10 protein-coding genes are annotated in these 12,675 nt (G+C 59.1%); 3 read left to right on the forward strand and 7 right to left on the reverse strand.

Features of this window, described 5'->3' with window-relative positions:
* Nucleotides 1-10 precede the first annotated feature (10 nt).
* Nucleotides 11-1,618, reverse strand: coding sequence for a carboxyl transferase domain-containing protein (locus QYH43_RS06640; protein WP_095059579.1), 1,608 nt, complete (start codon nt 1,616-1,618; stop codon nt 11-13).
* 12 nt (nt 1,619-1,630) lie between these two features.
* Nucleotides 1,631-2,794, reverse strand: coding sequence for an isovaleryl-CoA dehydrogenase (locus QYH43_RS06645; protein WP_095059578.1), 1,164 nt, complete (start codon nt 2,792-2,794; stop codon nt 1,631-1,633).
* Between the two features lie 340 nt (nt 2,795-3,134).
* On the opposite strand from QYH43_RS06645, the gene QYH43_RS06650 reads away from it, so the two are divergent.
* The gene (locus tag QYH43_RS06650; RefSeq protein WP_301156684.1) at nt 3,135-4,829 is read left to right on the forward strand and encodes an AMP-binding protein; all 1,695 of its coding nucleotides are present in this window, start codon (nt 3,135-3,137) and stop codon (nt 4,827-4,829) included.
* Nucleotides 4,830-5,492: 663 nt separating this feature from the next.
* On the opposite strand, the gene QYH43_RS06655 is transcribed toward QYH43_RS06650, so the two are convergent.
* The 3 genes from QYH43_RS06655 to QYH43_RS06665 all read right to left on the reverse strand — a co-directional run bounded on the left by QYH43_RS06655 (nt 5,493) and on the right by QYH43_RS06665 (nt 8,024).
* Nucleotides 5,493-6,392: a hydroxymethylglutaryl-CoA lyase gene (locus QYH43_RS06655; RefSeq protein WP_301156685.1), complete on the reverse strand. Its 900-nt coding sequence runs from the start codon at nt 6,390-6,392 to the stop codon at nt 5,493-5,495.
* Nucleotides 6,393-6,537: 145 nt separating this feature from the next.
* Nucleotides 6,538-6,939, reverse strand: coding sequence for a MerR family DNA-binding transcriptional regulator (locus tag QYH43_RS06660; protein WP_057714129.1), 402 nt, complete (start codon nt 6,937-6,939; stop codon nt 6,538-6,540).
* 149 nt (nt 6,940-7,088) lie between these two features.
* The gene (locus QYH43_RS06665) at nt 7,089-8,024 is read right to left on the reverse strand and encodes a LysR family transcriptional regulator (protein WP_301156686.1); all 936 of its coding nucleotides are present in this window, start codon (nt 8,022-8,024) and stop codon (nt 7,089-7,091) included.
* Nucleotides 8,025-8,188: 164 nt separating this feature from the next.
* Here QYH43_RS06665 and QYH43_RS06670 point away from each other — a divergent pair, with 164 nt between their 5' ends.
* Complete coding sequence (locus QYH43_RS06670) at nt 8,189-9,418, forward strand: acyl-CoA dehydrogenase (protein WP_057714131.1); 1,230 nt, start codon at nt 8,189-8,191, stop codon at nt 9,416-9,418.
* A 78-nt stretch (nt 9,419-9,496) separates the two neighbouring features.
* Here QYH43_RS06670 and QYH43_RS06675 read toward each other — a convergent pair whose 3' ends face one another.
* Together QYH43_RS06675 and xthA are read right to left on the reverse strand one after the other, a co-directional pair.
* Nucleotides 9,497-10,837 (reverse strand): phosphate ABC transporter substrate-binding/OmpA family protein, encoded by a 1,341-nt coding sequence (locus tag QYH43_RS06675; RefSeq protein WP_301156687.1) that lies wholly within the window; start codon nt 10,835-10,837, stop codon nt 9,497-9,499.
* A gap of 116 nt (nt 10,838-10,953) precedes the next feature.
* Complete coding sequence (gene xthA / locus QYH43_RS06680) at nt 10,954-11,766, reverse strand: exodeoxyribonuclease III (protein ID WP_095059572.1); 813 nt, start codon at nt 11,764-11,766, stop codon at nt 10,954-10,956.
* A 232-nt stretch (nt 11,767-11,998) separates the two neighbouring features.
* Here xthA and QYH43_RS06685 point away from each other — a divergent pair, with 232 nt between their 5' ends.
* On the forward strand, nt 11,999-12,649 hold the full coding sequence (locus tag QYH43_RS06685; RefSeq protein WP_095059571.1) for an N-acetyltransferase: 651 nt from the start codon (nt 11,999-12,001) through the stop codon (nt 12,647-12,649).
* Nucleotides 12,650-12,675: the final 26 nt, after the last annotated feature.

Raw genomic sequence — 12,675 nt, forward strand, 5'->3', positions numbered from 1 at the left:
CTTCTCCCGATCACATCCGGAACACGCCGAAGCGGCTCGGTTCGATTGGCGCGTTCAACGACGCGGACAAGGCCAGGGCCAGTACGTCGCGGGTTTGGGCCGGGTCGATGACACCGTCGTCCCACAAGCGCGCGCTGGAATAATAGGGGTGACCCTGTTCTTCGTACTGGTCGAGTATCGGCTGCTTGATCTCGGCTTCCTGCTCGGCGCTGAAACCCTGGCCGCTGCGTTCAGCCTGCTCACGCTTGACCTGCACTAGCACGCCGGCCGCCTGTTCGGCGCCCATTACGCCGATGCGCGCGTTCGGCCACATCCACAGGAAGCGCGGGTCATAGGCGCGGCCGCACATGCCGTAGTTACCGGCGCCAAAACTGCCGCCGATGATCACGGTGAATTTCGGTACCTTGGCGCAAGCCACGGCAGTCACCAGTTTCGCGCCGTGCTTGGCGATGCCGCCGGCCTCGTATTTCTGACCGACCATGAAACCGGTGATGTTCTGCAGGAACAGCAGCGGAATGCCACGCTGGCACGCCAGTTCGATGAAGTGTGCGCCTTTCTGAGCGGCTTCGGCGAACAGGATGCCGTTGTTGGCGAGGATTGCGATCGGGTAACCGTGCAGGTAGGCAAAGCCGCAAACCAATGTAGTCCCAAACAGTGCCTTGAATTCATCGAACACCGAACCGTCCACCAGCCGTGCAATCACTTCGCGCACATCGAATGGCTGCTTCGCGTCGGCCGGGACCACGCCGTACAACTCGTCGCTGCCGTACAGCGGCGCGATCGGTGCGCGCTGTTGCACCTCACCGAGTTTGCGCCAGTTGAGGTTGGCGATGCTGCGGCGGGCGAGGGCAAGCGCGTGTTCGTCGCTCTCGGCGTAATGGTCCGCTACCCCGGAGATCTTGCAGTGCACATCGGCCCCGCCAAGGTCTTCAGCGCTGACCACTTCACCGGTTGCAGCTTTCACCAGCGGTGGACCGGCGAGGAAAATCGTCGCCTGTTGGCGGACCATGATCGCTTCGTCGGCCATTGCCGGCACATAAGCGCCACCGGCGGTGCAAGAACCCATGACCACGGCAATCTGCGGAATGCCCATGGCGCTCATGTTGGCCTGATTGAAGAAGATCCGGCCGAAGTGTTCGCGGTCCGGAAACACTTCATCCTGACGCGGCAGGTTGGCGCCGCCCGAATCCACCAGGTAGATGCACGGCAGGCGATTCTGCTGCGCGATGGTCTGGGCGCGCAGGTGCTTCTTCACTGTCAGCGGGTAATACGAGCCACCTTTCACGGTGGCATCGTTGGCGACAATCATGCATTCGATGCCTTCCACGCGACCGATCCCGGCAATCACGCCAGCCGCGGGAACGTCTTCTCCATAAACCTCGTAGGCCGCCAGTTGGCTGATCTCCAGAAACGGCGAACCCGGATCGAGCAGGCGATTGATGCGCTCGCGAGGCAGCAGTTTGCCCCGCGAGGTGTGGCGTTCCTGAGCCTTGGGGCCGCCACCTTGCGCCACTTGAGCGAGCAAAGTGTGCAGGGCGTCGACCTGCTTGAGCATCGCCGCGCTGTTGGCCGCGAACTCCGCTGAACGGGGGGTGAGCTGGGTATGCAAGGTTGCCATGGACAGCTCCGTTTAGCGGGTTTCGTTGAACAGTTCGCGACCGATCAGCATGCGACGGATCTCACTGGTGCCCGCGCCGATTTCGTACAACTTGGCGTCACGCAGCAGTCGGCCGGCCGGGAATTCGTTGATGTAGCCGTTGCCGCCGAGAATCTGGATCGCGTCGAGGGCCATTTGCGTGGCGCGTTCGGCGCTGTAGAGGATCACGCCGGCAGCGTCCTTGCGTGTGGTTTCGCCACGCTCGCAGGCCTGGGCCACGGCGTACAGATAAGCGCGGCTGGCGTTGAGTTGGGTGTACATGTCGGCGACTTTGCCCTGGATCAGCTGGAATTCGCCGATGCTTTGGCCGAACTGCTTGCGGTCGTGGATGTACGGCACGATCAGGTCCATACAGGCTTGCATGATCCCGGTAGGGCCGCCGGACAGCACGACGCGTTCGTAGTCGAGGCCGCTCATCAGCACTTTCACACCACCGTTGAGCACGCCGAGGATGTTTTCTTCCGGCACTTCGACGTCATCAAAGAACAGTTCGCAGGTGTTCGAACCGCGCATGCCGAGCTTGTCGAACTTGTTGCTGCGGCTGAAGCCTTTCCAGTCGCGCTCGACGATGAAGGCGGTGATGCCGTGGGGGCCTTTTTCCAGGTCGGTTTTGGCGTAAATCACGTAAGTGTTGGCATCCGGACCGTTGGTGATCCAGGTTTTGCTGCCGTTGAGCACGTACTTGTCGCCACGTTTGTCGGCACGCAGTTTCATCGAAACCACGTCGGAACCGGCATTCGGCTCGCTCATGGCCAGGGCGCCGATGTGTTCGCCGCTGATCAGTTTTGGCAGGTATTTGGATTTCTGTTCGTGAGTGCCGTTGCGGTTGATCTGGTTGACGCAGAGGTTGGAATGCGCGCCGTAGGACAGTGCCACCGACGCCGAACCACGGCTGATTTCTTCCATTGCGACAACGTGAGCCAGATAACCCAGGCCGGCACCGCCGTACTCTTCCGGCACGGTAATGCCCAGCAGGCCCATGTCGCCGAATTTGCGCCACAGGTCAGCGGGGAACAGGTTGTCGATGTCGATCTGAGCGGCGCGCGGGGCGATCTCTTTAGCGACGAAGGACTGAACCTGATCGCGCAGCATGTCGATGGTTTCACCGAGGGCAAAGTTCAGGGATGGGTAGCTCATGGGTCACCTTTTGGCTTTTTTGTAGGGTAGGGAGGGCAGTGCTACAGCTCTCACCTTTACGTTAACGTAAGCCTGTGACGAATGGCTGTCAATCACCCTTTACGTTAACGTCAACTTAAGCGAGAGTAGAGCCAGTTCAAGATAGAGCGCGGCTCATCCTGTGTTGATGGCCAGTGGCGAGGGGGCTTGCCCCCGTTTGAGTGCGCAGCACCCACAAGGTCTTCGAGACATCGGAAATTTTGGGGCTGCTGCGCATCCCAACGGGGGCAAGCCCCCTCGCCACAGGTCACTCCTACAGGTTGCCGCGGCAAGCCCATCAATAAAGACAATAGGGGTCGTCATGGATCAACCCAGTGCAAGTTCGCAGCGTAGTTACACCCGCGGTTCTCAGGACAAAGCCTTGCTGGCGATGACCATCGGCCAGGCCTTCGACAACACGGTTGCGAAGTATGCGAGCGCAGAGGCGTTGGTCGTACGCCATCAACAGCTGCGCTACACCTGGCGACAACTGGGGGACGCGGCGGATCTGCATGCTAGAGCATTGCTGACGCTGGGCCTGCAAGCCGGGGATCGTCTCGGCATCTGGGCGCCGAACTGCGCGCAATGGTGCATAACGCAGATCGCCACTGCGAAAATCGGCGTGATTCTGGTCAATATCAATCCCGCCTATCGCAGTTCCGAACTCGAGTACGTATTGAAGCAGTCCGGCTGCCAATGGCTGGTGTGCGCCGGGGCCTTCAAGACGTCCAACTATCACGCGATGTTGCAAGGCCTGGTGCCGGAGCTGGCAGAACAATCCATTGGCCAATTGCAGTGCGAGCGCTTGCCTGATCTGCGCGGCGTCATCAGCCTGGATGTGCAACCGCCGAATGGTTTTCTGCCGTGGTCGCAACTGGCCGATCTGGCGGGCAGCGTTTCGGTCGAGCAGTTGCGCCAGCGCGAGGACAGCCTGCATTTCGATCAGCCCGTAAACATTCAGTACACCTCAGGCACTACCGGGTTCCCCAAAGGCGCGACCCTCAGTCACTACAATATTCTCAACAACGGTTACATGGTCGGTGAAAGTCTCGGGCTGACGGCCGATGATCGCCTGGTGATTCCAGTGCCGCTGTATCACTGTTTTGGCATGGTCATGGGCAACCTTGGCTGCATGACCCACGGCAGCACCATGATTTACCCGAACGATGCATTTGACCCGTTGCTGACGCTGAACACGGTCGCTGAAGAAAAGGCTACAGCGCTCTACGGCGTGCCAACCATGTTCATCGCCATGCTGGATCAGCCGCAGCGTGCCGAGTTCGACCTGTCGACGTTGCGCACCGGGATCATGGCGGGCGCAACTTGTCCTATCGAGGTGATGCGCCGGGTCATCAGCGAAATGCACATGAGCGAAGTGCAGATTGCCTACGGCATGACGGAAACCAGTCCGGTGTCATTGCAGACCGGTCCTTCAGACGACCTGGAACTGCGCGTGACCACCGTCGGCCGCACTCAACCGCAACTTGAAAGCAAAATCATCGATGAGTCGGGCAACCTTGTGCCCCGCGGAACCATCGGCGAGCTGTGCACGCGTGGTTACAGTGTGATGCTCGGTTACTGGAACAACCCCGAAGGTACGGCAGAAGCCATTGATCAGGCCGGCTGGATGCACACCGGTGATCTGGCGAGCATGAATGAGGAGGGTTACGTGTGCATCGCCGGACGTAACAAGGACATGATCATCCGTGGCGGTGAGAATGTTTACCCACGGGAGCTGGAAGAATTCTTCTTCACTCACCCGGCCGTTGCGGACGTGCAGGTGATTGGCATTCCTTGCTCGCGTTATGGCGAAGAGATCGTTGCCTGGATCAAGTTCCATCCGGGCCACAGCGCCACCGAGCAAGAGCTGCAAACCTGGTGCAAGGAGCGCATCGCGCACTACAAGACGCCGCGCTACTTCAAGTTTGTGGAAGAGTTTCCGATGACGGTAACCGGCAAGATCCAGAAATTCCGGATGCGTGAAATCAGCGTCGCGGAGCTCAAAGCGATCCCGTAGGAGCCGGCTTGCTGGCGATGCGCGCGCCGCGGTCCATCAGACAGACTGCGTCATCGTTCATCGCCAGCAAGCCAGCTCCTACGGGATCGAGAATTCCAAATCGCAGACAGCACAAAGGGGAGCCGAAGCTCCCCTTTAATTTGTCGTTGCGCGTGCTCTTTTTTTATTATTGAGGGTCGGTCTGTTTTTGTTTTTGGCAACCGTTGCCCTTTACCGCTGTTTTTTGCGACCCCCATTCGGGATCAAGAGCAAACGTATTTTTTTGAGCGCTGATCTACTTTTTCGCTGAGCGATCCAACCAGTACGGGAGCTACCTGAGGGTAGTTTTATTGTTCTCTGTCCGGTTGCGGGTAACTCCGAAAAGCACCCTGAAAAGCACATCTTCTCCAAAAAAATCTGTTAGCTGCGTCTCTGCCGTGTTGTTTTTGTTATGTCAGAGTCGTTACGTTTTGTTTTTATTAGGGTTGCTGCAATTTTTTTTATTCTTGTTGTGCGATAGATATAGCAGGAGCCGTGCCAACTTTTTAAAACCCTTTAAAATCAATGCTTTGGGTTTTATCGGGATTTTGCCTCTCAGGTAATCCCCTATATTTTGTTTCCGTGTTACTCGCTTTTGCCCACGTTTCGGACCACAGCGGTAACACCCGGACATATTCCCCCCACTTATTGCGCGCTACGTACCTTGGCCACCCGAGAACCGGTAGGCCGCCCCAGCACGTTGCAAATCTGCTGACCGGCACGGATCAGGGCATCCAGGTCGATTCCGGTCTGAATACCCAGGCCGTTGAGCAGGTAAACCACGTCCTCGGTGGCAACGTTACCGCTGGCGTCCTTGGCGTAAGGGCAGCCGCCGAGCCCCGCGATGGAGCTGTCGAACACCGCGATGCCTTCCAGCAGGCTTGCATAGATGTTGGCGACCGCCTGGCCATAGGTATCGTGGAAATGCCCCGCCAGTTTGTCCCGGGGCACATCGGCCGATACCACGTCGAACATCCGGCGGGTCGCGCCAGCTGTGCCGGTACCGATGGTGTCGCCCAGGGACACTTCATAGCAGCCCATGGCGTAGAGCTCGCGAGCGACGACGGCGACCTGTTCCGGGGCGACGTTACCTTCATAAGGGCAGCCCAGCACGCACGACACGTAACCGCGCACACTCACGCCGTGCTGTCTGGCGGCGTCCATGATCGGTACGAAACGCTCCAGGCTTTCGCTGATCGAGCAATTGATGTTGCGCTGCGAAAACGCCTCGGATGCCGCCGCGAATACGGCCACTTCCTTGACCCCGGCTGCGAGGGCATCTTCAAAACCGCGCAAATTGGGGGCGAGTGCGCCGTAGACCACACCGGGCTTGCGCTGAATCTGCGCGAAAACCTCGGCGGACCCTGCCATCTGCGGCACCCACTTGGGCGACACGAAGCTACCGACTTCTATATAGCCGAGCCCGGCGGCGGTCAGTGCGTCGACCAGTTGCACCTTGTCGGTAACACTGATGGGTTGGGCTTCATTTTGCAGACCGTCGCGGGGGCCGACTTCGACAAGGCGTACGTGGGAGGGAAGGGACATGGGGTTCGACCTGTGCTGATTGTTCGAAGAGCCCTGTAGGAGCGAGCCTGCTCGCGATGGGCTCCCAGCCACCGCGGTTATTCAGCAAGCACGCGTTATCGTTAACGACCATCGCGAGCAGGCTCGCTCCTACAGGGGCCGGGTTTTACTGAATGACTTCCTGGCTTTTGAGCGTCTGCTCCAGCGCCTGCACGCAGCGCTCTTCCGCCGTATCGAGTTCCAGTTTCATCTGCTCGATATCGAGCATTTGCTGTTCAAGCTGCTCCCGGCGCTCGCTGATTTTCGCCAGCATGCTGTGCAGTTGCTTGGTGTTACCGCTGGACGGGTCGTAGAGTTCGATCAACTCACGGCATTCGGCCAGGGAGAAGCCAATGCGCTTGCCCCGCAGGATCAGCTTCAGGCTGACCTTGTCACGGGGCGAATAGATGCGTTCCTGACCACGGCGTTCAGGGCTGAGCAGGCCTTGCTCTTCATAAAAGCGAATGGCGCGGGTGGTGATGTCGAGCTCGCGGGCGAGGTCGGAAATGCTGTAGGTCTGGCTGCTCATGGAAGCGCTCACGAAAGGTCATGGCGCTAAGCTAATGGCAGGTTGACGTTTACGTCAAGGGGCGAAAAGGATCGCAGCCTGCGGCAGCTCCTACAGGAAAATGCGTATCCATGTAGGAGCTGCCGCAGGCTGCGATCTTTTGAATGGCTTTACACCATTTTAGCGTCGAACTTCTTCTCATGCGCCGTCACCTGCTGGCACAACTCGATCATTTGTTCGCGCATCCAGCGGTTGGCCGGATCCTGGTCGGTGCTTTCATGCCAGTACAGGTGCGTCTCCACCGGCGGCACGTCGTTGACCGGCAGATTTAAGGCGTGCAGCTCATTGCGACGGGCAAAGCGCTCCGGCACGGTCATGACCATGTCCGTCTGCTGCATCACTTGTGATGCCATCAAATAATGCTGAGAGCGCAGGGCGATCTTGCGCTGGATACCCATCTTGCCCAGCGCGAGGTCAACATAACCAAGGCCGCTGCGACGGCTGGAAATATGGATATGGGTCAGCCCCAGGTAATCATCGAGGGTGAGCTTTTCCTTGCCCGCCAGCGGATGCCCCTTGCGCATGGCACACACGTAGCGGTCTTCCATCAATTTGACGTGGCGAACCTGCGGGTCGGTGTTGAGCGGCGCATCCACGGCGAAATCGAGGCGACCGGCTGCCAGCTCCTTGGTGGTTTCGCGGCGCTTGGACAGGAAACTTTCAATGATCACCGTCGGCGCGAGACGACGCAGGCGCTGGAACAGCGGCGGCAGGATCACTGCTTCCGTGAGGTCGGTCATGCTGATGCGGTAGGTCTTGTTCGCCTGTTGCGGGTTGAAAATGCGGCTTTCCTGTACGGAGATGCGCAGCAGCGAGAGGGCGTTGCGCACCGGGCCGATGATGTTCTGCGCCATCGGTGTGGGCACCATGCCCTGGGCGGTACGCACGAACAAAGGGTCGTTGAAGGTCTCGCGCAGGCGGGCCAGAGCGTTCGAGACGGCTGGCTGGGTGATGCCCACGATTTGCCCCGCACGGGTCAGGTTCGCTTCGGTATAGATCGCGTCGAAGACGATGAAAAGGTTCAGGTCGACCTTGCTCAGATTCATTGCGCGGCACTCTTATTGTGTGGACGGGCTGGCCTTGAAGATCAGCCGATCATATATCGGTGATGAATGTTTATACACGCCGAGAATAGGCTAGGTAAATTATCAACGCTGTTCTAGCATCGATACATGACCTAAACAACCTCCCCCAAGAAGGTATCTCGCTCATGGATTTCGCTTATTCGCCCAAGGTTCAGGAACTGCGTGAGCGCGTGACTGCGTTCATGGACACCTACGTTTACCCCGCCGAAGCGGTGTTCGAACGTCAGGTCGCCGAAGGCGATCGCTGGCAGCCGACCGCGATCATGGAAGAACTGAAACTCAAGGCCAAGGCTGAAGGCCTGTGGAATTTGTTTCTGCCTGAGTCCGAGCTGGGCGCCGGGCTGACCAACCTTGAATATGCGCCGTTGGCGGAAATCATGGGCCGCTCACTGCTGGGGCCTGAGCCATTCAACTGCTCGGCGCCGGACACCGGCAACATGGAAGTGTTGGTGCGTTACGCCAACGAAGAGCAAAAGCAGCGTTGGCTCGAACCCCTGCTGCGTGGCGAGATCCGCTCGGCCTTCGCCATGACCGAGCCGGACGTCGCGTCCTCCGACGCCACTAACATGGCCGCCCGTGCTGTGCGTGACGGTGACGAGTGGGTCATCAACGGTAAGAAATGGTGGACTTCCGGCGCTTGCGACCCACGCTGCAAGATCCTGATCTTCATGGGCCTGAGCAATCCCGACGCACCGCGTCACGCCCAGCACTCAATGATTCTGGTGCCGGTGGATGCGCCTGGCGTGAAGATCGTGCGCCCGCTGCCCGTGTTCGGTTACGACGATGCACCTCACGGTCACGCCGAAGTGCACTTTGAAAATGTCCGGGTGCCGTACGAAAACGTCCTGTTGGGCGAAGGACGCGGCTTCGAAATCGCTCAAGGTCGCCTTGGCCCAGGGCGGATTCACCACTGCATGCGTTCGATCGGCATGGCCGAGCGCGCGTTGGAGCTGATGTGCAAACGCTCGGTGAATCGCACGGCGTTCGGCAAACCGCTGGCTCGCCTGGGCGGCAACATCGACAAGATCGCCGACTCGCGGATGGAAATCGACATGGCGCGCCTGCTGACATTAAAAGCGGCGTACATGATGGACACTGTCGGCAACAAAGTGGCCAAAAGTGAAATTGCGCAAATCAAGGTCGTGGCGCCGAACGTGGCCTTGCGGGTGATCGACCGGGCGATCCAGATTCATGGCGGGGCAGGGGTTTCCAACGACTTCCCACTGGCCTACATGTATGCGATGCAACGCACCCTGCGCCTGGCCGATGGCCCGGACGAAGTGCACCGTGCGGCGATCGGTAAATTCGAGATCGGCAAATATGTGCCGAAAGAGATGATGCGCAGCGGGCAATAAGACCGCAAAGAATTTGTGGGCAGTGAGTATGTGTGGCGAGGGGGCAAGCCCCCTCGCCACATTTGTTCGCATTGCAATTCAATACACCCAAACCTCAACCCGTCGATTCTTGATCCGCCCCTCATCCTTGCTGTTGGCAGCCACCGGCATTTCGGCGCCGAATCCGCGAATCTCGCGGAACACTACGCCGTCCTTCACCAACTCCCGCCGCACCGCCATGGCCCGCAGTTTCGACAGCAGATCGGCGCGAGCCGGGTCACTCTTGGCATCACCAAACCCCACCAGTGTCACTTGCCCAGCCGTTTTATCGTGCTGCTTTATATAGTCGAGCACCCGTGTCAGGTCCTGCCGCGCCTTGTTGTCCAGGCTGGCGCTGCCTTCTTCGAAGCGAAAGTTCACCGACAGGCGCTGGGCATGACGGCTGAGGGACTGGTAGCCCTCGGGCATCAGCGCATTCGGCGTGACGGTCATGGCCTGGACGGTCTGGGCGATAAATCCGTTGGCGGCGACAATCGCTTGCCCTTTGCTGCTCTGGGTGTAGTCCACCAACGATTGGGCCCAGGGATTTTTCCCGGTCGGCGGCAGGTAAAAGAACAAACGACGGGACAGCGGATAGTCTTCCGTGGCGATCAGGCTATTGAGCGGCAGCATGGCTTGGGATTGGCCGTCGATGATGGCGACGGCTTTGGCCTGGCGCACATAGGGCAGGCCGATAAAGCCGATGCCTTGCGGGTCTGCGCTGACAGCGTCTGACAGTTGTTCGCTGGATTCGAAGCGTTTGGCGGTGCTGCTCAGCGTTTTCCCGCGGCCATCAAGGACCAGATCCTTGAACGTGTCGTACGTACCGGATTGATCATCCCGCGCATACAGATGAATCGTCCCACCGTGTCCGCCGACTTCTTCCCAGGTTTTGGCGTCGCCACTGAAAATACGCGCCAATTGTGTGGTGTCGAGTTGATGCAGCGGATTGTCCGGATGAAGGATGATCGCCAGGCCGTCGATGGCGATGACCTGTTCGGCCGTGGGAGTTTTCAGATCGCCCAGGGGTTCGAGGCTGGCCAGTTCGCTGTCCTTGATCGAACGCGACGAGGCGGCGAGATCGGCGGTGCCGGTTTTCAGTGCGGTAAAACCGGTGCTGGAGCCGTGGGCCGCCAACTCCACGATGACTGGTCGGCCTTGCCCGGTTTCACCCACGATACGTAGTTCGTTGGCCGTGTCTGCGGGCTCGCGATGAACATTGCGCAGACCTTGTTCACGCAGCAACCCTTCGACCAGCGCCGGCCCCAACGCTGCGCCAATGGTGTTGGAGCCCTGAATGCGCAGCACCGGGCCGTGCTCGGGCATCGGCAAATTGTCGGCCGAGACCAACGGCGGCAAGCCAAGGCTGAGTGTCAACAGGAACAGCACGCGCAGCATCATGCCGGCACCTTATATAGCAAAGGAGGTGTCGGGAGATTAAGTCAGTGAGGTTGCTAAAAGATGACAGTCAAAAGATCGCAGCCTGCAGGATTTTGCAGGCGGCGATCTTTTGCTTTTTAGCTCAATTCGAGCCAGATCGGCGCATGATCCGAAGGTTTTTCCATACCGCGCAGTTCGTAGTCGACGCCGGCCGCTTTGACCCGTGGCAACAGACCGTGGGACGCGAGGATCACGTCGATACGCAGCCCGCGCTTGGGCACGTCCTCAAAACCACGGCTGCGGTAGTCGAACCAGCTGAAGACATCCGCCACTTCCGGGTTCAGGTGCCGGAAGCTGTCAGTCAGGCCCCAATTCTTCAGGCGTGCCATCCACTCGCGCTCTTCCGGCAGGAAGCTGCATTTGCCGGTTTTCAGCCAGCGCTTCATGTTGTCCGGGCCGATGCCGATGTCGCAGTCTTCCGGGGAGATGTTCACGTCGCCCATCACTACCAGCGGTTGATCGTTCTTGAACTGGCTTTCCAGCAAGTGCTGCAAGTCGTTGTAGAAACGCTGCTTGGCCGGGAATTTGGTCGGATGGTCGCGGCTTTCTCCCTGTGGGAAATAGCCGTTCATGATGGTCACCGGCACGCCATTGGCGTCGGCGAAAGTACCCCAGATGAAACGCCGTTGGGCGTCTTCTTCATCGGTGGCGAAACCTTTGTGCAGGGCCAGGGGTTCCTGGCGCGAGAGCAGGGCGACACCGTAGTGGCCCTTTTGCCCGTGGAAATACACGTGATAGCCCAGTGCCTGAACCTCGGCCAGCGGGAACTGTTCGTCGTGGACCTTGGTTTCCTGCAGCCCGATCACGTCGGGCTGATGTTTTTCGATCAGCGCCGCCAGCTGATGGGGACGGGCGCGCAGCCCGTTGATGTTGAAGGAGACGATCTTCATGGTCGGCAGTCCTGGCAAAAGGGCGATGCTATCTGACATGTAGGAATCGGGCCAGTGTTGGGGGGAGGGGATTCGCCTTTGTCTGTCAGCAATGTATTGGCAGCGAACCTGCTCACGAAGGCCATTTCATTGCCTACACTCAATTCCGATCCGCCAGGAACTGTGTCCGCCCAAATGAGCTCGTAACAACAAGAGCGCAGCCGTTCGAGCTGTGCCGGGGAGAACGACCGTCATGCCCGAAACCTCGACCGCCATCGCTGATATTCACATGCTCGACAGCGGCTACGCCCGCGAAGCGCGCTCCTTGTTGTATCAGGCTTACCGGCATGAACCGACATTCGCCTACCTGTTCGAAGCCGAACGTCCCGGTTATGAACAGCGGGTCCGCGCCACCGTGCGCGAACTGGTCACGCAGCATTTTCTTCAGGATCTGCCGGCCATCGGCCTGTTGGTCAACGATCGCTTGATCGGCATCGCCCTGATCGCCCCGCCACAACGACGCCTGGGTATCACTGAAAGCTGGGCCTGGCGTCTGCGCATGGTGCTCAGTACCGGTTTTCGCTGCACTCGGCGCTACCTTGAGTATCACGATGCTGTGGCGGCGTGCGTGCCGAACGACTCGGTGCATGTCCTGCCATTGCTGGGCGTGCATCCGCAGTTCCAGGGCAAACATTTCGGCGAACAACTGTTGCAAGCCGTGCATAACTGGTGCGCGGTGGATGAAAGCTCTCAGGGTGTGATCCTCGATACCGGCAACCCTCGCTATCTGGATTTTTACAAGCGCCAGGGTTATGAAGAAATTGGCGAGGTCGCGATAGGGCCTATCCGCGAGCACGTATTTTTTCATCCCAATCCGCAGGTGTTACAGGCAGCAACCGGCTAGACAGCGAACTTTTTGCGCGCTGAAGG

Source organism: Pseudomonas sp. C32 (assembly GCF_030417915.1).
Taxonomy (GTDB): domain Bacteria; phylum Pseudomonadota; class Gammaproteobacteria; order Pseudomonadales; family Pseudomonadaceae; genus Aquipseudomonas.